The 18,665-nt window shown below is 72.1% G+C and carries 19 protein-coding genes; 9 read left to right on the plus strand and 10 right to left on the minus strand.

The genetic code is table 11. The features are described from left to right. Window positions 1-49 precede the first annotated feature (49 nt). Both ABIE65_RS17580 and ABIE65_RS17585 read right to left on the minus strand, forming a co-directional pair. Window positions 50-1,051 carry an NADPH:quinone reductase gene (locus ABIE65_RS17580; protein ID WP_354079439.1) on the minus strand — a complete coding sequence of 334 codons (1,002 nt, stop codon included), beginning with the start codon at window positions 1,049-1,051 and terminating at the stop codon, window positions 50-52. A 14-nt stretch (window positions 1,052-1,065) separates the two neighbouring features. After that, a complete protein-coding gene (locus ABIE65_RS17585; protein ID WP_354079441.1) occupies window positions 1,066-1,761 on the minus strand; it encodes a glutathione S-transferase N-terminal domain-containing protein in 696 nt (231 codons plus the stop codon). 68 nt (window positions 1,762-1,829) lie between these two features. Between ABIE65_RS17585 and ABIE65_RS17590 the strand changes: the two genes are divergently transcribed. After that, on the plus strand, window positions 1,830-2,270 hold the full coding sequence (locus ABIE65_RS17590) for a DUF3293 domain-containing protein (protein ID WP_354079443.1): 441 nt from the start codon (window positions 1,830-1,832) through the stop codon (window positions 2,268-2,270). 4 nt (window positions 2,271-2,274) lie between these two features. On the opposite strand, the gene ABIE65_RS17595 is transcribed toward ABIE65_RS17590, so the two are convergent. Genes ABIE65_RS17595 through ABIE65_RS17605 form a run of 3 tightly spaced genes read right to left on the minus strand, consistent with a single transcriptional unit; the run spans window position 2,275 to window position 4,880 of the window. Next, a complete protein-coding gene (locus ABIE65_RS17595; protein ID WP_354079445.1) occupies window positions 2,275-3,252 on the minus strand; it encodes a lysylphosphatidylglycerol synthase domain-containing protein in 978 nt (325 codons plus the stop codon). A 30-nt stretch (window positions 3,253-3,282) separates the two neighbouring features. Continuing rightward, the gene (locus ABIE65_RS17600; protein WP_354079447.1) at window positions 3,283-3,684 is read right to left on the minus strand and encodes a Zn-ribbon domain-containing OB-fold protein; all 402 of its coding nucleotides are present in this window, start codon (window positions 3,682-3,684) and stop codon (window positions 3,283-3,285) included. A gap of 5 nt (window positions 3,685-3,689) precedes the next feature. Then, complete coding sequence (locus ABIE65_RS17605) at window positions 3,690-4,880, minus strand: acetyl-CoA acetyltransferase (RefSeq protein ID WP_354079449.1); 1,191 nt, start codon at window positions 4,878-4,880, stop codon at window positions 3,690-3,692. A gap of 146 nt (window positions 4,881-5,026) precedes the next feature. Here ABIE65_RS17605 and ABIE65_RS17610 point away from each other — a divergent pair, with 146 nt between their 5' ends. Further along, window positions 5,027-6,082: an adenylate/guanylate cyclase domain-containing protein gene (locus ABIE65_RS17610; RefSeq protein ID WP_354079451.1), complete on the plus strand. Its 1,056-nt coding sequence runs from the start codon at window positions 5,027-5,029 to the stop codon at window positions 6,080-6,082. Window positions 6,083-6,310: 228 nt separating this feature from the next. Beyond that, window positions 6,311-7,402, plus strand: a complete 1,092-nt coding sequence (locus ABIE65_RS17615) for a hypothetical protein (RefSeq protein ID WP_354079453.1) — start codon at window positions 6,311-6,313, stop codon at window positions 7,400-7,402. Between the two features lie 55 nt (window positions 7,403-7,457). On the opposite strand, the gene ABIE65_RS27880 is transcribed toward ABIE65_RS17615, so the two are convergent. After that, a complete protein-coding gene (locus ABIE65_RS27880; RefSeq protein ID WP_502918547.1) occupies window positions 7,458-7,544 on the minus strand; it encodes a small membrane protein YohP in 87 nt (28 codons plus the stop codon). Window positions 7,545-7,909: 365 nt separating this feature from the next. On the opposite strand from ABIE65_RS27880, the gene ABIE65_RS17620 reads away from it, so the two are divergent. After that, complete coding sequence (locus ABIE65_RS17620; protein WP_354079455.1) at window positions 7,910-8,746, plus strand: terminase small subunit; 837 nt, start codon at window positions 7,910-7,912, stop codon at window positions 8,744-8,746. A 201-nt stretch (window positions 8,747-8,947) separates the two neighbouring features. On the opposite strand, the gene pyrC is transcribed toward ABIE65_RS17620, so the two are convergent. Then, on the minus strand, window positions 8,948-9,991 hold the full coding sequence (gene pyrC, locus ABIE65_RS17625) for a dihydroorotase (RefSeq protein ID WP_354079457.1): 1,044 nt from the start codon (window positions 9,989-9,991) through the stop codon (window positions 8,948-8,950). 132 nt (window positions 9,992-10,123) lie between these two features. On the opposite strand from pyrC, the gene ygfZ reads away from it, so the two are divergent. Beyond that, entirely contained in the window at window positions 10,124-11,077 is a 954-nt protein-coding gene (gene ygfZ, locus ABIE65_RS17630; RefSeq protein WP_354079459.1) for a CAF17-like 4Fe-4S cluster assembly/insertion protein YgfZ, read from the plus strand. Window positions 11,078-11,081: 4 nt separating this feature from the next. Here ygfZ and ABIE65_RS17635 read toward each other — a convergent pair whose 3' ends face one another. Further along, window positions 11,082-11,450 (minus strand): hypothetical protein, encoded by a 369-nt coding sequence (locus ABIE65_RS17635; RefSeq protein ID WP_354079461.1) that lies wholly within the window; start codon window positions 11,448-11,450, stop codon window positions 11,082-11,084. A gap of 128 nt (window positions 11,451-11,578) precedes the next feature. Here ABIE65_RS17635 and pseG point away from each other — a divergent pair, with 128 nt between their 5' ends. Both pseG and pseI read left to right on the plus strand, forming a co-directional pair. Beyond that, window positions 11,579-13,102, plus strand: coding sequence for a UDP-2,4-diacetamido-2,4,6-trideoxy-beta-L-altropyranose hydrolase (gene pseG / locus ABIE65_RS17640; RefSeq protein WP_354079463.1), 1,524 nt, complete (start codon window positions 11,579-11,581; stop codon window positions 13,100-13,102). Beyond that, window positions 13,099-14,154: a pseudaminic acid synthase gene (gene pseI / locus ABIE65_RS17645; protein WP_354079465.1), complete on the plus strand. Its 1,056-nt coding sequence runs from the start codon at window positions 13,099-13,101 to the stop codon at window positions 14,152-14,154. Before pseG ends, pseI begins: the two co-directional genes overlap by 4 nt. Here pseI and ABIE65_RS17650 read toward each other — a convergent pair. Further along, window positions 14,151-15,305 carry a glycosyltransferase family protein gene (locus tag ABIE65_RS17650; RefSeq protein ID WP_354079467.1) on the minus strand — a complete coding sequence of 385 codons (1,155 nt, stop codon included), beginning with the start codon at window positions 15,303-15,305 and terminating at the stop codon, window positions 14,151-14,153. The genes pseI and ABIE65_RS17650 overlap by 4 nt on opposite strands. A 3-nt stretch (window positions 15,306-15,308) precedes the next feature. Continuing rightward, window positions 15,309-16,553: a glycosyltransferase gene (locus ABIE65_RS17655; protein ID WP_354079469.1), complete on the minus strand. Its 1,245-nt coding sequence runs from the start codon at window positions 16,551-16,553 to the stop codon at window positions 15,309-15,311. 219 nt (window positions 16,554-16,772) lie between these two features. Here ABIE65_RS17655 and hisH point away from each other — a divergent pair, with 219 nt between their 5' ends. Both hisH and hisF read left to right on the plus strand, forming a co-directional pair. Continuing rightward, complete coding sequence (gene hisH, locus ABIE65_RS17660) at window positions 16,773-17,405, plus strand: imidazole glycerol phosphate synthase subunit HisH (protein WP_354079471.1); 633 nt, start codon at window positions 16,773-16,775, stop codon at window positions 17,403-17,405. Continuing rightward, window positions 17,399-18,187, plus strand: coding sequence for an imidazole glycerol phosphate synthase subunit HisF (gene hisF, locus ABIE65_RS17665; RefSeq protein WP_354079472.1), 789 nt, complete (start codon window positions 17,399-17,401; stop codon window positions 18,185-18,187). The genes hisH and hisF overlap by 7 nt, the downstream gene beginning before the upstream one ends. Window positions 18,188-18,665 lie beyond the last annotated feature (478 nt).

Here is an 18,665-nt window from a genome sequence, read left to right on the forward strand (position 1 = left end):
GTGGGCTCTTCACCGACCGTGGGAGTCGAGGGAAATACCGCCCGCCCTCTCACGCGATCGTCAGCACCGCATTCCCCACCAGCTTGCCGCTCTCCACCGCCTCGTGCGCGGCGACGCAGTCGGCGAGGTCGAAGGTCTCGGCGATCAGGTGCTGCAGGCGACCGTGGCGCAGCATCTCCGTGATGTCGTGGCGGGCGGCGGCGAAATTCTCCGGCGACATGGCGTAGACGAAGACGCCGCGGATGACGCCGTTGCCGAACATGAAGGGGAAGAAGTCGAGCACCGGCTTGGGATTGGCGACCGAGCCGTAGGGCGCGATCGTGCCGCCCTTCGCCAGCGCCGCGGTGCTGGCGGCGAGATTGCCGCCGAACTCGACCTCGACGATCAGGTCGGCGCCGCGGCCGCCGGTCAGCGCCTTCACCCGCGCCGCCACGTCCTCGCTGCGGTAGTTCACGACGTGGTCGGCGCCCGCCCGGCGCGCCACCTCGGCCTTGGCGTCGCCGCTGACCGTCGCGATCACGTGGGCGCCGGCCCACTTGGCGATCTGGATGGCGTACCAGCCGACCGCCCCGGCACCGCCGGTCACCAGCACCGTCCGCCCGTGCACGGGTCCGCCGCCGAGCACGGCGAGATGCGCCGTCATCGCAGGCACGCCCAGGCACGCCGCCTCGGCGAAGCTCGTCCCGTCCGGCAGCGGCACGGCCTGAATCGCCGGGAGCGCCACTGTCTGCGCCGCCGTGCCGACCGTGCCCTGCGCCATCCCGTCCGGGCTGCGGTTCGCGTTGTAGAGCCAGACCCGCTCGCCGACGCGCTTCGGGTCGACGCCCGGCCCGACCGCCTCGATCACGCCGCCGCCGTCATTGTGCGGCACGACCAGCGGGCCGGGAATGGTGCCGCGACCGCCCATGCGGGTCTTCACGTCGGAGGGGTTGATGCCGGACGCGTGCACGCGCACCAGCACCTCGCCCGGGCCGGCCACGGGATCGGGCAGGTCGCCGATGCGGATCACGTCGCGGGCGGCGCCGTAGCGCTCGTAGAAGACGGCTTTCATGGCTCTCGCTCCGGTTAGCGCTTTTCGTACTGGGTCTTGCCGAACATCATCTCGCGCTGCCGGTCGCTGATCGGCCCCTCGCGGCGGCGCTCGGCCAGCACCTTCAGGCCGCGCTGCACGGCTGGCCGCGCCTCGATCTCCTCCATCCAGCGCTTCAGGTTCGGGTGGTCGTCGATCCGCTGGCCCTGCTTCTCCCAGGGACGGATCCACGGAAACGTCGCCATGTCGGCGATGGTGTAGTCGTCGCCGCCGAGATAGGGCGTCTCGCCCAGCCGCCGGTCGAGCACGTGATAGAGGCGCTTCGCCTCGTTCACGTAGCGGTCGATGGCGTAGGGGATCTTCTCCACGGCGTAGTTGCGGAAGTGGTGCACCTGGCCCAGCATCGGCCCGACATGCCCCATCTGCGTCATGAGCCATTGGATGCAGGTGTAGCGGGCGCGGGTCTCGGTTGGAAAGAACCGCCCGGTCTTGTCGCCGAGATACATCAGGATGGCGCCGGATTCGGCCAGCGCGAACGGCCTGCCGCCGGGCCCGTCACGGTCGACGATGGCCGGCATCTTGTTGTTCGGGCTGATCTTCAGGAAGTCCGGCTTGAACTGGTCGCCCTCGCCGATATTGACCGGCACCACGTTGTAGGGCAGTCCGGTCTCCTCCAGGAAGATGTGGACCTTGTGCCCGTTCGGCGTCGGCCACGTATAGAGGTCGATCATGCCCCGTTCCTCATGATGCCCGTTCCCCCACCGGCTGTCGGATGCGGCACGGCCGGAGTATGACCGCGATGCACCCGCCGGGCCAGAGCGGGCGCCGCCTCGCCGCCGCCTACGCCGCGACATCCTACGACGTGCTGGCGGACGGCCGCCGCGTCTGCGTGCGGCTCGGCCGGCCCGCCCCGGCGCTCGACGCGCTGCTCGCCCGGCTGGGCGCGGCCTCCGGCACCTTCGTCACCGCCTGGAACCCGCGCTCGCGGCCGCGGCCGTCTCCGGTGAACGCCCGCGCACACCGCCGCATGGCCGCCCGCCTCGACGCCGCCGGCCTGCGGCGGCTGCCGCACGAGGGCCGGTCGCTCGACGGCCGCTGGCGCGAGCGCGGCTTCCTCGTGCTCGACCTCGCCGACCGCGACGCCCTCGCCCTGGCCGAGGCGTTCGGCCAGAACGCCGTGGTCCGCATCGCCCGCGGCGGCAGCGCCGTGCTGCTGCCGACGCGCCTTATGGGAGCCTGACGGCCTAGGGCTTCTCCCGCCGGCGGCGCAGGAAGCGCGCGATGTTCGCCATGTGCACATGGCCCTGCCGCACTTCGTAGACGCCGAACATCACCGCGGCCAGCAGCAGCGGCAGCACGAAATAGACGGCGCGATAGGTGATGATCGCCGCGATCACGCCCTCGCGCGGCACGCCTTCGGGCAGCAGCAGGATCACCACGGACTCGAACACGCCGAGCCCGCCGGGCACGTGGCTGATCATCCCCGACAGGTAGGCGACGACGAAGATTCCGATGAAGTGCCAGTAGTCGATGCCGATGCCCGTCGGCAGCAGCCAGTAGAGGGCGGCGCTGGCGAAGCTCCACTCCATGCAGGCGACGGCCAACTGCGCGAACGGGATCCACAGCGGCGGCGGCGGCATGTTCATCCCCGCCATCCGGATCGACGGCCGTCCCGCCGCGCTCCATACGACGTAGAGGCAGCCAGCCACGATACACAGTACTCCGAACACCGTCAGCGCCCATGCCGGCAGGCCGGTGACGTGGCCGAACTCGCCCTCGTTCACCAGGACGAGGACGCCGGCCACTGCGAAGGCGCCGAGGAAATAGGCCGCACCGCCGAACACCACCACCTTGGCGATATCGATCGGCTTCACACCCCACGACGTGTAGAAGCGATAGCGCACCGCCCCGCCCGTCACGCCGCCGAAGCCCAGGCTGTGGCTGAAGGCGTAGCTGAGGAACGACACGAAGGCGACGCGCACATAGCTCAGATGCCGGCCGATATAGGCGAAGGCGGTCGTGTCGTAGACAGTCAGGATCAGGTAGGCCGCCACCGTGAAGATCAGCGACAGCGCCACATGGCTGCGCGGGATCTCCCCCAGCTGCCACATCAGCGCGTCCCACTTCAGGTCGCGCAGCGTGTGCTGCAGCACCCAGACCGCGGCGGCGAAGACCCCGAGCGCCACCAGGATCCCGAGATAGTGGAGGAGACGTTTGAGCATGCGGATCCGCTGGACGGGGCGGGCGCGACCCTACCCGACCGGACGGAACTTCGGAATGGTCAAACCGTCGGAAACCGCGTCGAAGATGACCTCGACCTTCTGCCCGATATGCACGCCGTCGGGGTCGTCGGTGACGATGTTGGTGAGGATGCGCGCGCCCTCCTCCAGGGTGATGCTGGCGACGACGTAGGGCGTGTCGCCCTTGAACGCCGCCCCGGCCGGCCGCCGCGCCACCGTCCAGGAATAGACCTCGCCGCGGCCGCTCGCCTCGATCCAGTCGGCCTCCCCCGCACCGGGCGCGAGGCGGCGCGAATAGAGGAAGGTCCGCCCCGTGTCGCGGCACTTCTGGATCATCAGCCTGCCCTGCTTCGCCCCCTCCCAATAGGGAGCGGAGTCGGTGTCGACCACCGGCACCGGCTTGTCGTAGCTCATGGTACTCAGTCCTTCTCGGTCGACAGGATGACGGTGGCGCCGCTCGAGAGCACGCCGCCGGTGCCGTGGCAGATCGCGGTCCTGATGCCCCCGCCCTTCGGGCCCGGCGCCTGCCGCTCGCCGCAGATGCCCCAGAGCTGCCGGCTGGCCTCGATCATCGTGAAGATGCCGTACATGCCGGGATGGCAGTAGCTGAGGCCGCCGCCGTTCGTGTTCAGCGGGAACTCGCCGCCCGGTGCGGTGCGCTGGCCTTTCACGAAGTCCTTGCCCTCGCCGCGCCCGCACAGGCCCACCGCCTCCAGCGTCAGCAGCACGGTGATCGTGAAGCTGTCGTAAAGCATGGCGAGGTCGATGTCGGCCGGCCTGCGTCCGGACATTTTGTACGCCGCCGCACTCGACCGCTCCGCCACCTCCAGGCGCGACATGTCGGGCATGTAGTTGATGTTGGAATGGGTGGCGCTCTCGCCGTGGCCGAGCACGAAGACCGGCTTGGTCTTGAGGTCCTTCGCCCGCTCCGCCGTCGTCATCACCACAGCCCCGGCGCCGTCGGTGACCAGGCAGCAGTCGAGCAGATGCAGCGGGTCGGTGATCATCGGCGATTCGAACACGCCGTCCACCGTCAGCGGGTCGCGATAGGTCGCCGCCGGGTTCAGCGCCGCCCAGGACCGCGTCGAGACCGCGATCTCGGCCAGCGTCTCCGGCGAACTGCCATAGTCGTGGAAGTGCCGGTGCGCCGCCATCGCATAGGCGCCGACCGGCGACGGCAGGCCCGCCACCATGTCGAACTGGTTGGAGAACAGCGCCGGCCGCCCGCCCAGTGCGCGGCTGGATTCGCTGCGCTGCAGGCTGCCGTAGAGGATCAGCACGGTGTCGCAGACGCCGGCGCGGATCATCTCCGCCGCGTGCCCCGCGTGCAGCACGAAGGCCGAGCCGCCGACATTGGTGCCGTCCAGGTATTTCGGGAACTCGATGCCCAGATATTCGGTCAGCAGGATCGGCTGCATCGCGCCCGGCCCCGGCATGCCCCACATGCCGGCGACGGCCAGCCCGTCGACGTCGCCCATCGTCAGTCCGGCCTGCTCCAGCGCCTCCACCGCGACGTGGCGCTGCATGGCGAGCAGCCCCGTTCCGGGTTTCGCCTTGCCGCCGGCGATGGGAAAGTCGGCGACACCGACGATGACGGGTTCTCGGCTCATGTGTGTCGTTCCCTGCGGCGACCGTCCAAGCTGCCGCACAATGTGTCAGCCGCCCCCGGGGGCGCAAGCGCCGGGGAGGGTCCTGACGGCCGCCGCCTGCCGCGCACCCGGCAACAAGCCCAGAAGCAAGCCCCAAGGCAGCCGCAATGACCCCCAGTACCCGCCAGCAGTTCCGCCTCCTGTCGCTGCTCGTGGCCGCCTCGGCCGCCGCCGGCGCCGTCTATACCGCGCTCCGGGTGCCCGACGCGCCCGAAGGCCTGCTGTTCGTCGCCTCCGGTGCGGTGATCGGCGCGGTCATCGCATCCTGCATCATCGGATTCGAGCTGTTCGCAGCCGACCGCCTGCTGGAGCGCGACGGCCGCCGGCTGCCGCTCGCCGGGGCGATGGCGGTGCGCGCCGCCGCCTACGGCGTGGCGGTGATGGCCGGCCTGCTGCTCGTGCCCTGGGTCCTGCTCGGCCGCGACCCGAACCCGTTCCGCCCCTACATCGCCGGTGACATCGCCTTCTCGCTGGCGGCGAGCTTCGCCTTCGTCGCCTTCATGTCCGTGGTGCGCCTGCTCGGCCCGGGTACGCTCGCCAGCCTGCTGACCGGCCGCTACTACCGCCCGCGCGAGGAGCAGCGCATCGTCCTCTTCCTCGACATCGTCGGCTCCACCGGCATCGCCGAGCGTATCGGCGACGTGCGCTTCCACGCCCTGCTGTCGGAGACCTTCACCATCCTGTCGCGGGTGGTGACGGACGCCGGCGGCGACGTCTACCGCTATGTCGGGGACGCGATGATCGCCACATGGCCGCTGGGCGGCCCCCCCGGGAAGAAAAGCCACGAGAACGCCCGCGCGCCCGCCTGCGTCCTCGCCTGCCGGGACGCCCTCGACGCGGCCGCCCCTGTCCTCCAGCGCCGGCACGGCCACGTCCCCGCCTTCCGCGCCGGCCTCCACGCCGGCCCCGTCGTCGCGGGCGAGGTCGGCGGCTTCAAGCGCGAGATCGCCTTGCTCGGCGACACGATGAACACCGCCGCCCGCATCGAATCCGCCTGCCGCGACACCGGCCGGCCGATCCTCGCGTCACGGACGCTGGTCGACGCCTGCATCCTGCCGCCGGACATCGCCGTCACCGGCGCGGGGACGCACCTGCTGCGGGGCAAGCGGGAGCCGATCGAGCTGGTCGCGCTGGAGCGGGTGGTCGACGGCGAGGAGCCCTGATGAGCGACGCCGGATGTTCGGACCGGCGAAAGCGGGACCGGGAACATCCGGGCACACCCGCGTTGGCGCGGCGAGTTCTTTGAACAGAGCCTCGACGTGCCAAGGCGGTGCCAACGGTGTAGCGGAGACTGGGGAACGTGCTCCCGACAGCGGCGTTACGAGATCCAGCACCGCGGAGGATGGTGACGCACGACGGTGGTGGCCCGCCAGACCGCCCGGCAGGAATGGATGCATCCCAAGATACTCGCCGTCATTCCCTCGGCACTGTCGCTCCTCACGAATGCGACGGCCCTCGCAGCCGAGCGTCGGGATGCACAGGATGCGAGCGACACGCTGACGACGAACCTGACCTTGGAGTTTCAGATCGACGTCGGCGCGGACGATGTCACCGACACATTCGGAAAGGCTGAAACCGCGAGCGAACTGCGGCTCAGCCCGAATCTCTCGTTCGAACTCGGGCTGGTCTTCGAATCGCTCGCTCCCGGCACCGCCGACCGGGAACACATCTTCGACGGTCACGGCCTGATCGTGGAGCAGGCCTTCCTCAGCTATTCGCGTGACGCTGTCGATATCTTCGCGGGCAAGTTCAACCCGTCTTTCGGTTTCGCCTGGAGCGAGATGCCCGGCATCTATGGCGACGGCTTCGCCAAGGACTACGAGTTCGTGGAAGCGCTCGGCGCCGGCGTCCGCTTCCGCCTTGGCGAAGGCGGGTTCGATGGTCATCCGCTTCCCGGACAACACGATGTCACCATGGCGGTCTACCGCAGCGATACCACCCCCGCCTCGGGTTCGTTGTTCTATTCGCGCGGCCGCGCCCGGCTGTCCGACGGCGGCGCCGCGAACACCGAGGGCCTTTCCTCCGTTGCCGTCGCATGGGAGGGGAAGGACCTGTCGCCGTTCGACCTCGACTACAATATCGGCCTGAGCTACCGCGCGGGGGGGCGCGGCGCCAGCCATGACGAATTCGCCCTGGTCGCCGGGGTCTTGGGCTCAGAGGCCCTTTCGCGGGATCTCGACCTCAGGGTCGTCGCGGAGATGGCGCATTTCTGGAACGCCGAGGCGCAGCGACAGGACCGCCGCAACACGTCGCTCGGGGCCACTTTCACTTTCGACGAGGCATGGCACATCGTCGTCGCCTATGCGGGCCGCACCGTGATTCCCCACAATGGCTCCGCCACGACGGACCATCTGCTGGAGGTGAGCGGCGGCTACCGGTTCGAGTCCGGCCTCGGCCTCGACCTGGGCTATGCCGCGCGTCGCAGTGAGGCCGTCTGGACGGGCCGCGCCGGCCTCCTCGTCTCATGGTCGGCCGATTTCTGAGGCGGAAGCCGATCGCGCAACGGACAGGCCTGGAAACGGCTCGGTTTCCGGAGGATCAGAAGATCAAAGCGAAAAGCCCTATGACAACGAGCAAGCCGATCAAGAATATGATGCCGATTGTGCCGCCGATGAATTTGAACATCTTTAACCTCCGGATCTATATGGCAGACCGCTTTCAAACCGAAATCTGAGATCGATTGGCCGATCGATCGGGAACACGATTGGCGGCCCTCTGTTCCCGCCGAGGGAGGATAAATGAGGTCCGGCTGCCGATTTCTGCTCGTATCGCCGTAGTAGCCGGAATGGCCGGGGTGATGACCGCCGGATTGCCGTTGATCCCGAGCGATAGGCACAAAGAGCCCCGCAACGAGGTCCCCGTCCTTCTTCATCATCCGCCCCCCAGCGCGAGCGGGGACCGCAAGACGAGCGCCGACCACGATGGCTCCACGCAACTTGTATTCCTAGGACTATAAGCGCATGATGCAGCCTCCCCCTGGAAGACCCGCCATGCCCGACACACCCCCGCCCCTCACCGACCGTCAGGAAATCTTCTGCCGCCACGTCGCCCGCGGCGCCAGCGGTGCCGCCGCCGCACGCTGGGCCGGCTACGCTCCCGACAGTGCCGCCAAGCAGGCGAGCGTCATGCTGGGCCGCCCGCACATCCGCCGCCGCGTCGAGGACCTCCGCGTCCGCCGCGAGATCGCCCGCCAGACCGGCATCGCCGAGATGGTCGACCGCCTCAGGGCCCTGGCGAAGCTCGCCACCGCCAAGGGCGACTACCGCACCGCCGTCCGCTGCATCGAGATCGAGGCCAAGGCCACCGGCCTGATCCCGGACAAGAATGCGGCGAGCCCCTGCGGCGGCTTCGCCGGATCCGACCCGCTGCTCGACGGCATCGACCCCCGCTGGCCCGGCCACGCCGCCGCCGAGGCCGAGGGCTGGCTCGCCGAATGGCGCCGCGGGCTGGCGCCGGAACCGGAGGAGAAGCCGGAGCCGATCATCGTGCCGCATGTGTATGAGGGTTTCGAAGGCCGGCCGCTGGACGAGTTCACCCCGTTCACGGACCTGGAGCGGATGAGGGCCGACCAACAAAAGGGAATGGAAGGGAAGGAAAGGGAACCTTCCATCGACGAAGTCGAAGAGGAAGACCCCGACCCCATCGCCTCCCGCGAGGCCCGCGCCGAAGCGGCGCTCGAAGCCGAACTCGCCTACCTCCGCAGCATCGCCCCGCCCGTCGCCCTCAACCCCGCCGCCCCCTCCTGGGCCCGCCACCCCGACCCCCTTGTCCGCGGCGGCCAGTCCGACCTCCACGGCTGGGATCCGGCGTGGGAGCGCCCGGGGTGATGGGCAAAACGAAAGGCCGCCCCCCTCAACACCTTCCCGGCCGCAGCGAAGCGGAGCGCCGGGACCCAGGCGCCGCCCGGAAAACCTCTCCGCACGCAGCGCCCGCCCTGGGTCCGGCGCGCGGCGCTGGCGCGCCGCGTCCGGGAAAGTGCGGAAAGGGGGCGGCAGAGCAAGGAGGCCGAAGGACCGGCCCCCCGCCGCCTACACCGCTCGCCAGGGCAGCGTCTCGCCGGCGCGGAAGGCGGCGACGCCGATGCCTTCACCGGTGGCGGCCTCCGGGCCGGTCCAGGCGGTGTGTTCCAGGGTGATCGTGCCTTCGTTGAGCGGGAGGCCATAGAAGCGGGCGCCGTTCTCCGCGGCGAAGGCTTCGAAATGCTCGATCGCCCCCTCCTCCTCGAACACCTGGAGGTAGGATTCCAGGGCGACGGGAGCGTTGAACACGCCGGCGCAGCCGCAGGCGCACTCCTTCAAGTCGACGGGGTGCGGCGCGGAGTCGGTGCCGAGGAAGAAGCGCGGATGGCCCGACGCCACGGCGCGACGCAGGGCCTGGCGGTGCGTCTCGCGCTTCAGGATCGGCAGGCAGTAGAGGTGCGGGCGGATGCCGCCCACCAGCATGGCGTTGCGGTTCACCATCAGGTGCTGCGGCGTCACCGTGGCGGCGGTGCGTTCGCCGCTCTCGCGCACGAAGTCCACCGCCTCGGCCGTGGTGACGTGCTCGCAGACGAGGCGCAGCTCGGGGAAGTCGCGGCGCAGGGGGACCGCCGTGCGCTCGATGAAGACCGCCTCGCGGTCGAAGATGTCGACGTCCGGGTCGGTGACCTCGCCGTGGACGAGCAGCGGCATGTCGATGCGCTGCATCCGCTCCAGGACCGGGCGGATGGCGGCGATGTCGGTGACGCCGTGCGCCGAGTTGGTGGTGGCGTGCGCCGGGTAGAGCTTGACCGCGGCGAACACGCCTTCGGCGAAGCCGCGCTCGATCTCGTCGGCGCTGGTCTCGTCGCCGAGATAGCAGGTCATCAGCGGCGTGAAGCCGGCATCGGGCGGAAGCGCCGCCAGGATGCGGTCGCGATAGGCCACGGCGGCGGCCACCGTGGTGATCGGCGGGACGAGGTTTGGCATGACGATGGCGCGGGCGAAGCGGCGCGCCGTCCAGGGCAGCACGGTCTGCATCATCGCGCCGTCGCGCAGGTGCAGGTGCCAGTCGTCGGGACGGCGGATCTCGATACGCTGCGGGCTGGCGGTCATCACGGTCCTCCGGCGGGGCTGGCCGGGGCGTTATACGGGAGGCGGCCGCGCGGCGGCAATTCAACTCGGGCGCGGCCGGCCCTATCTTCGTCGATACGGCTCCGCCGACCGGGAGCCGAGACGGAGACCGAGATGCCGCCTAGCCCGAAGTCGTCCTTCTGGACCCTGCTGCCGGCACGTGGCGTGCTGGCGGTGACCGACGCGGACCGGCGGAGCTTCCTGCAGGGGCTCGTGTCGAACGACGTGGAACGGGCGGGCTCGGACCGGGCGGTCTATGCGGCCTTCCTCACGGCGCAGGGCCGCTTCCTGCACGACTTCCTGATGGTCGGGCAGGACGAGATGCTGCTGCTCGACTGCGAGGCCGAGCGCCGCGACGACCTGCGCCAGCGCCTGTCGCGCTATCGCCTGCGCGCCAAGGTGGCGATCGAGGACCGGACCGCGGACCTCGCCGTCGGCGTACTGGCCGGGCCCGAGGCGGCGCGGCTGGCCGGGCCCGAGGCGGCGCGGCTGGCCGGGGTGGGCGCGGAGCCGGGTGCCGCCGGGCCGTTCGGCGGCGGCGTCGCCTTCGTCGATCCGCGGCTGGCGGGGCTCGGGGTGCGGGTGATCGCGCCGCGCGACGGCATCGAGGCGGCGCTGGCCGCGACCGGGCTGGCGGCCGGCGGGCCCGACGACTGGGACCGACTGCGCCTGTCGCTCGGCGTCCCCGACGGCAGCCGCGACATGCCGGCCGAGAAGGCGCTGCTGCTCGAGAGCAATCTCGACGAACTGCACGGAATCGACTGGCGGAAGGGCTGCTACATCGGGCAGGAGCTGACGGCCCGGACGAAGTATCGCGGCCTGCTGAAGCGGCGGCTGATGCCTGTCGCCTTCGACGGCCCGGCGCCCGAGGCGGGGGCCACCGTCAGCTTCGAGGGCAAGGACGCCGGCGAGATGCGCACGGCCCGCGACGGCATGGGCCTCGCATTGCTGCGTATCGAGCACGCCGAGGCCGCCGAACGCGGCGAGGGCGTGCTCGCGGCGGGCGACACGGCGCTGCGGGTGCTGCGGCCGGACTGGCTGCCCCAGCCCGAGCCGAAGGCGGGTTGACGGATCAGCGTCCCGCCCAGGCCTGGACCACGTCTACCCGGTCGGCGCGCAGCACTTGGTAGGTCTGGCAGGTCGACCAAGCCGCGGGCGGGCCGGTCAGCTCGACCCGGTCGCCCGGGCCGGCGCCGCCCAGGTCGCCGATCAGGGCGTAGATGCGGCCGTCGTCCAGGATGACGACCGGGCACTGGGGCACGGTTTCACGCGGCGCGTCCGGCTCGGCGAGCACGCCGGCGACGACGAGGCGCACGTCGTCGCGCCACACGGCCGCCGCGTCGGCCCCCGGCGCCCCCCGGCCGCCGCCGCCGCTGATCTGCGGCAGCAGCCCGCAGCCGGCCAGCGCCGCCGCGCTCCCTGCCAGCAGTGCGGCGCGCACCCGCTTGCGATGCAAAAGCAAAACGCCCCAGCCCCCGATCACGCTGGGCGGCCGGCGACCGTCCTTGCAGCCGCCGCCACCGCCGTAGAAACTGCGCGCGAGCTTAGGCCACTCGCGCCGACGGGACCATGCGTTTCGAGATGCCGCCCGCAACCGACAGGACAGAGGGAGGCGCGGCGGCCGCAGGGGCCGGCCGGCCGCCGATGACGGCCGTCTTCCGCTGCGACGCCGATCCGGCCATCGGCGCCGGCCACGTCTTCCGCTGCCTGAGCCTCGCCACGCGGCTCGCCGCCCTCGGCTGGTGCTGCACCTTCGCCGTCGGTGCGCAGACGCAAGCGACCGTGCCGGCCCTCGCGCGCGCCGGCTTCGCCGTCGTACCGCTCCCGCCGGACGAGGACGCCGAGCTGCGGGCCCTGACCGCGACGCCGGCCGACCTGCTCGTGCTCGACCATTACGGTCGCGACGCGCGGTTCGAAAGCGCCTGCCGCAGCGCCTTCGGCCGCATCCTCGTGATCGAAGACGCGCCGCGCCCGCACGATTGCGACCTGCTGCTCGACGCGACGCCTGGCCGGACGCCGGCCGACTATGCCGGCCTCGTCCCGGCGCAGGCCGGCCTGCTCTGCGGTCCCGCCTTCGCGGCGCTGCGGCCGGACTTTCTCGCACGCCGCCCGGTGGCACTCGCGCGGCGGCCCGGCCGGATCGACCGCGTCCTGGTGTCGATCGGCGGCAGCGACGCCGGCGGGGCCAGCGCCCTCGCCGCCGAAGCCGTCCGGCGGGCGCTGCCCGATGCGCACCTCGACATCGTCGCCGGCGGCGCGGCGCCCGGCCTGCCCGGCATCCGCCGCGCGGTCGCAGCGGTCGGCGGCACGCTGCATGTCGACACCGACGCGATGGCGGACTTGATGGCCGCGGCCGATCTCGCCATCGGCGCGCCCGGCAGTTCGAGCTGGGAGCGCTGCACGCTGGGCCTGCCGGCCCTGCTCTTCACGGTGGCCGCCAACCAGCGCGCCAACGCCGCCGCCCTGGCGGCCGCGGGTGCCGCCGACAACCTCGGCCCGCCGGCTGCATGGAGCGTCGAACGGCTGGCCGCTCGCATCGCCGTCCTCGCCGGCGACCCGCATCGGCTTCGGGCGATGGGCAGGGCCGCCGCGGCGCTGACCGACGGCAACGGCGCGCTGAGGATCGCCATGGCTCTGGCCGGAAGGGCGACCGCCGCCAATGGCGCGGTCACGCTGCGCCCCGCCATGGCGGAGGATGCGGACACGATCCTCGACTGGCAGCGCGAGCCCGACGCCCGCCGCTTCGCCCGCAATGCAGCAGTTCCGACCGAGGCGGAGCACGCCGCCTGGATGGCGGGCCGCCTCGCGGCCGCCGACAGGGTCACCGCCATCGTCGAACTGGCCGGCCAGCCCGCGGGCCTGCTGCGGCTCGATCCGCACGGCCAGGGGCTCGAAGTCTCGATCCTGATCGCGGTGGCCGCACAGGGCCGCGGCGTCGGCCGGGCCGCCCTGGCGCTGGCGCGGCGCCTCGCCCCCGGCCGCGATCTCTGGGCGGAGGTGCTTCCCGGCAACGACCGGTCGCGGGCGCTCTTCCGCGCGGCAGGCTACAGGCACGCCGACGGAAACTGGCTGGTCGCCGAGGTCCCGCGATGACCGCCCCCTTCGCCATCGCCGGCCGGCCGATCGGCGCCGGGCACCCGCCCTTCGTCATCGCCGAGCTGTCCGGCAACCACAATGGCGACATCGGCCGGGCGCTCGCCCTAGTCGATGCGGCCCACGCCGCTGGCGCCGACGCGGTGAAGCTGCAGACCTACACCGCCGACACGATCACCATCGACCATGACGGCCCCGGCTTCCGCATCGAGGGCGGCCTCTGGGCCGGCCGGACGCTGCACGACCTCTACCGCGAGGCGCACACGCCGTGGGCGTGGCACGCCGCGCTCTTCGAACGCGCCGCCACCCTCGGCCTACCGATCTTCAGCGCGCCGTTCGACCCGACGGCGGTCGACTTCCTCGAAGCGCTCGGCTGTCCGGCCTACAAGATCGCGTCCTTCGAGATCGTCGACCTGCCCCTGGTCGACCGCATGGCCGCCACGGGCAAGCCGATGATCGTCTCCACGGGCATGGCCGACCGCGGCGAGATCGCCGACGCCGTCGCGGCGGCCCGCACCGGCGGCTGCATGCAACTGGCGCTGCTCCACTGCGTCAGCGGCTATCCGACGCCGCCCGAAGAAGCGAACCTGCGCACCATTCCGGACCTCGCCACGACGTTCGGCGCGGTCGCCGGCCTCTCCGATCACACGCCGGGCATCGCGGTCGCCGTGGCGGCTGTCGCGATGGGTGCTGCGATCATCGAGAAGCATCTGACCCTGCGCCGTGCCGACGGCGGCCCGGATGCGGCCTTCTCGCTGGAGCCCGACGAGTTCGCCGCGATGACCGCCGCCTGCCGGATCGCCTGGAGTGCGCTCGGGCGGGTGACGTACGACCGCACCGAGAGCGAGCGTGGCAATTTGCAGTTCCGCCGCTCGCTCTACGCGGTGGCCGACATCGCGGCCGGGGAGGTGCTGACCGAGCGCAACGTCCGCTCGATCCGTCCCGGCTTCGGCCTGCCGCCGAAGCTTCTGCCCGCGCTGCTCGGCCGCCGTGCGCGGACGGCCATCGCGCGCGGCACGCCGTTGGCCCTCGACCTGATCGACGACGGTTAGCGCCGCGCCGACCGCAGCCAGTCGATCAGGCGGCTGAGGCCCTCTGCGCGGATGCCGGCGAGGCGCGCATGCGCGGCGACCGCGGCCTCGGTCGCTTCGGCCAGGGAGGCGGGATCGGCGACGGACGCGAGTGCGGCATCGATCGCCGCATCGGTCGGCGGCTCCGGCACCAGCCAGCCCGCCCCGCAGGCGAACCGCCAGCTGTCCGACTCCGCCGGCCCCAGGAACAGCACCGGCCGGCCGCGGCTGAAGGCGGACAGCGCCTTGGACGGCACGCACACATGCTCCCAGCCCGGCCGCAGCGACACGATGTGCGCATCGGCATGATCGAGCGCCGACGCATCGAGCCGTTCGCTCCATTGCACGTGCGGCGCCCCCTCGAGCCGCCGCCACAGGGCTTCGGCGCGCGAGCCGTGCGGCGCCAGCAGGAAGAGGAAGCGCTCGGGCGACGCCCGCTCGACCAGGCGTGCGACGGAGTCGGCGGAGTGCGCCTCGCCCAGGTTGCCGGCATAGGCCAGCACCCTGCGGCTCTCCGTGCGCCGCCAGTCGGGGGGATCCAGCGGCTCGCTGTCGAACAGGCCGGTCGGCAGCAGGAGCCCGGCACGGCCGTTCCCGCGGTCGCGGCGGACATGGTCGAGCTGCGCCGGTCCCAGGCAGATGTCGAGGTCCGGTGCGCGACGGCGCTGCGCGCCGGCGAGCGCGCCGACGATGGGGTTGCCGGCACCCGCGAGGCCGGCCGCGACGAACGCCTGCGGATAGAGGTCCATCGTCCATTCCGCCCAGCGCACCCGGCGGCGGCGGGTGGCACGGCCCATCCAGAAGCCCTGCAGCGGCGGGTCGGTGAGCGAGATCACCGTGTCGGCCCAGGCCGTCGCGCGGGCGGCCAGCCGGCGCCCGTCGATCAGGCTCGCGACGAGGCGGCCGACGCCGCGGGCACCGAAGCCGACCGGCGGAACGCGCGTCACGCCGACGCAGCCGTCGATATCGGTCGCAGCCACATCGCCGCCGTTGCGGTAGCTGCCGCCGGTGGTGAAGATCCGCACTTCCGCTTCGGGCATGGCGGCGGCCAGATCGGCCGCCAGTTCGGCCATGGCCAGCCCGGTCGGCGCGGGATCGGGCGGGCAGAAGCGGTTGACCAGGGCTATGCGCAACAGTCAGCCTCCGGCGAGGCCATAGAGCGCGGCGTAGGCATCGACGATCGTGTCCAACGCGTAACGGCGGCGCAGGTCGGCCGCGAGGGCCATATCGGGCGCCGAGGGCTCCTGTGCCAGTGCCGCATCGAGTGCCGCATCGAGCGCCGCCGTCCATGCCGCCGGCGCGTCGGGCGGCAGGTAGGTCGCGGCCTCGCCCGCCACCTCGCGGAAGACCGGCAGGTCGGAGCAGAGCAGGCGGCAGCCGTGCGCCAGGGCCTCGAGGTTCGTCATGCCGAAGCTCTCTCCGCGCGACGGGTTGAGGAACAGGTCGGCGGCGAGATAGGCCTCGGCCAGCGCCGCGCGGTCGAGGCCCTGCTCCACCAGGACAGTGCGGACCGGCAGCGACGCGATCCGCCGCCGCATCGCCTGGTCGGGACGGCCGAGCAGCACGAGGCACCAGCGCTCCGGCCGCGCCACCCGCGCCATCGCCGCCACCACCGTCGCCACGTTCTTGTTCGGATCGGCCAGCGCACCCGCCGCTACGAGGGCGACGCAGCGGTCGACCGGCCAGCCGGAGCGCTCGCGGGCGGCACGCCGGGCCGCGGCATCGAAGACCGGTGCGGCCCCCAGCAGCGGGTTGGGCACGACGTGCAGCCGGTCGGCCGGCAGGCCTGCGGCGATCATGCGGTCCGCCAGCCAGCGCGACGGCACGGCGAAGACCGTGCGGCCGGTCTGCATCAGCGCCCGGCGCCGCGCCTGCTCCGGGCCGCTGCGGTCGAGCCAGCCGCCCGGATAGCGGGCCGGATAGCGGCCGGGGTGCGGACACGGCGCGCAGCCCGTCTCCCAGCGCGTACAGCCCTGGGGTGCCGCGCAGCGCCCGGTCGCCAGCCAGAGGTCGTGCAGCGTCCAGACGCAGGGCCGGTCGAGCAGCGTCCGCAGCGCCGCGTCCGGCAGGTAGTAGCCGTGCGCATTGTGCAGGTGCACGACGTCGCACTGGGCCAGACGCGGCGGCAGGAGCCGGGCCCAGCGTGCCCGCTCGAAAGGCGCCTCGACGCTCGCCGCGCGGTGGGCGAGGACGTTGGCGCGGAAGCGCAGCGGCGACATGACCGCTGGCCCCTCGGCCGCCGCCCCCTCGGCTCCCCTCTCCGGGCGGCCGGAAAAAAAGTCCGCCGCCGTGCCGCGCGCCCGCTGCGCCTCGAACAGGGCGTGCGCGACCTGGGCGGCACCGCCGGTGCGGGCGGCGGTGTTGACGTGAAGGACGCGCATCGGGCGAGCGAAACCGCGGGACTTGTGGAAGGAGACGCCCGCCTCTCCTATCCTCCCGGCACCGGTCGGGTCCAGTACCGGGCCGGTTCGCAGCGCTGGCGGGACCGGCAGGGGCGCCGATCCGACGGCCAATCGGAGCCTATTGGAGCCAACGGGAGGCCAAGTGAGAGCCAAGTCGGAGCCAATTGAGGGCCAATTCGGGCTCCAATTGGAGGCCAAGTGATCGTCATCGTCGACTACGGCCTCGGCAACCTGCGCTCCGTGCTCAACGCCTGCGAAGCGCTGGGCGCCGATGCGCGGGTGAGCGGCGAGCCGCAGGCCGTGGCCGACGCGCGCGGGCTGATCCTGCCCGGCGTCGGCGCCTTCGGCGACGGCATGGCGGGCCTTCACGCGCGCGGCCTCGCCGAGCCGATCCGCCGCGCGGCGCGCGAGACGGGCAAGCCGCTGCTCGGCATCTGCCTCGGCATGCAGCTCCTCGCGGCGCGCGGCACCGAGCACGGCAGCCACGAGGGGCTCGGCCTGATCGGCGGCAGCGTCGAGCGGCTGCCGGCCGTGGCACCGGACGGAACGAAACTGCGCCTGCCGCATGTCGGCTGGAACGGCGTGCGCTTCGACCGCCGCGAGGGTCTTTTCGCCGGGTTCGGCGAGCAGGCCGACTTCTACTTCGTCCACGGCTACGCCCTGCGGCCGGAAGATCCCGGCATCGTCGCCGGCACCTGCGGCTATGGCGCGCCGTTCGCCGCGGCGGTCGAGGCGGACAATGTCTGGGCGGCGCAGTTCCACCCGGAGAAGAGCCAGAAGGCCGGCCTCGCCGTGCTGCGCAACTGGCTCACCCGTGTCGCCGCATGGTGAAGCCCCGCCTGATCCCCGTCCTGCTGCTGCAGAACGGCCTGCTGGTGCGCAGCGAGCGCTTCGCCCTGCACCAGATCATCGGCAATCCGATCCACGAGGTCGAGCGCTTCAACCAGTGGAATGTCGACGAGCTGATCTATCTCGACATCACCCGGGACGGCGCCTACGACATGCGCCGCGACGACGCCAAGGTGAAGGGCCTGACCGACCCGCTCGCCATCCTGGAGGCGGTCAGCCGCAGCTGCTTCATGCCGCTGACCTGGGGCGGGCGGATCCGCAGCCTCGCCGACATGGCCGACCGCTTCGCCCGCGGCGCCGACAAGATCACGATCAACACCGCCGCCCTCGCCGACCCCGGCCTGATCGAGGCGGCGGCGCGCCGTTTCGGCAGCCAAGCCGTCGTCGTCGGCATCGACGTGCGGCGCACGCCCGAGGGCGGGACCGAGGTGATGACCGACGGCGGCACCACCGCGACCGGCCGCACCGCCGCCGCCTGGGCGCGCGAGGCCGAGGCGCGCGGTGCCGGCGAGATCCTGCTGCAGAGCGTCGACCGCGACGGCGCCGGCCGCGGCTACGACCTGGAGATGATCGCCGAGGTCGCCGACGCCACCGGCCTGCCGGTCATCGCGCTGGGCGGCGTCGGCCGCTACGAGGACTATGCCAGGGGCCTCGCCGCCGGCGCCTCGGCCGTGGCTGCCGCCAACATCTGGCACTTCAGGGAAATGGCCGACCGCGGCGGGAAACGGGCGCTCGCCAAGGCGGGGTGGCCGGTGCGGCTGTGATGGGCAGATTTGAGGCGCCGGATGCCGGTGTGAAACATTGTGGAACACTTTTCGGGATGCGTTCCACGACGGGGCCAGGATGCGGGGGTCTCTCTCAGTGTCGTCCCCGGGCAAGGAGCGGAGACCCACCGACCCGGGGATCCAACGCGGCGGCACGAGCGCGCGTGACCTGGATCCCCGGATCTCCGCTTCGCTGCGTCCGGGGATGACAGTGAGAAGGCGGGGGACAGCTTTTCCTTCCCTTTCGTGGGGGTGAGGCCTGCCGTAGGGGCGGGGCTTGCCCCGCCCGCGGGCGCGTCGGCAGGGCCGGGCAAGCCCGGCCCCTACAAGGGCAGAGCCCCGGATAGGGCTACGGGGTTTAATACCGGCGTGGGGGGGGGGGGGGGGGGGGGGGGGGGGGGGGGGGGGGGGGGGGGGGGGGGGGGGGGGCCGCCGGGCCGGGCGCCCGGCGTGGGGCCGGGGGGGCCCGGATCATGGC

Origin of the sequence: Constrictibacter sp. MBR-5 (assembly GCF_040549485.1) — a bacterium.
GTDB lineage: Bacteria > Pseudomonadota > Alphaproteobacteria > JAJUGE01 > JAJUGE01 > Constrictibacter.

Bases quoted from the DNA above. Each gene is read 5' to 3' on its own strand.
- ABIE65_RS17590 (WP_354079443.1), top strand. From the start codon at position 1,830: ATGCACCCGCCGGGCCAGAGCGGGCGCCGCCTCGCCGCCGCCTACGCC.
- ygfZ (WP_354079459.1), top strand. From the start codon at position 10,124: ATGCCGCCTAGCCCGAAGTCGTCCTTCTGGACCCTGCTGCCGGCACGT.
- ABIE65_RS17600 (WP_354079447.1), bottom strand. From the start codon at position 3,684: ATGAGCTACGACAAGCCGGTGCCGGTGGTCGACACCGACTCCGCTCCC.
- pyrC (WP_354079457.1), bottom strand. From the start codon at position 9,991: ATGACCGCCAGCCCGCAGCGTATCGAGATCCGCCGTCCCGACGACTGG.
- ABIE65_RS17620 (WP_354079455.1), top strand. From the start codon at position 7,910: ATGCCCGACACACCCCCGCCCCTCACCGACCGTCAGGAAATCTTCTGC.
- ABIE65_RS17655 (WP_354079469.1), bottom strand. From the start codon at position 16,553: ATGCGCGTCCTTCACGTCAACACCGCCGCCCGCACCGGCGGTGCCGCC.
- pseI (WP_354079465.1), top strand. From the start codon at position 13,099: ATGACCGCCCCCTTCGCCATCGCCGGCCGGCCGATCGGCGCCGGGCAC.
- ABIE65_RS17580 (WP_354079439.1), bottom strand. From the start codon at position 1,051: ATGAAAGCCGTCTTCTACGAGCGCTACGGCGCCGCCCGCGACGTGATC.
- ABIE65_RS17610 (WP_354079451.1), top strand. From the start codon at position 5,027: ATGACCCCCAGTACCCGCCAGCAGTTCCGCCTCCTGTCGCTGCTCGTG.
- ABIE65_RS27880 (WP_502918547.1), bottom strand. From the start codon at position 7,544: ATGTTCAAATTCATCGGCGGCACAATCGGCATCATATTCTTGATCGGC.
- ABIE65_RS17585 (WP_354079441.1), bottom strand. From the start codon at position 1,761: ATGATCGACCTCTATACGTGGCCGACGCCGAACGGGCACAAGGTCCAC.
- pseG (WP_354079463.1), top strand. From the start codon at position 11,579: ATGCGTTTCGAGATGCCGCCCGCAACCGACAGGACAGAGGGAGGCGCG.
- ABIE65_RS17605 (WP_354079449.1), bottom strand. From the start codon at position 4,880: ATGAGCCGAGAACCCGTCATCGTCGGTGTCGCCGACTTTCCCATCGCC.
- hisF (WP_354079472.1), top strand. From the start codon at position 17,399: ATGGTGAAGCCCCGCCTGATCCCCGTCCTGCTGCTGCAGAACGGCCTG.
- ABIE65_RS17595 (WP_354079445.1), bottom strand. From the start codon at position 3,252: ATGCTCAAACGTCTCCTCCACTATCTCGGGATCCTGGTGGCGCTCGGG.
- ABIE65_RS17615 (WP_354079453.1), top strand. From the start codon at position 6,311: ATGCATCCCAAGATACTCGCCGTCATTCCCTCGGCACTGTCGCTCCTC.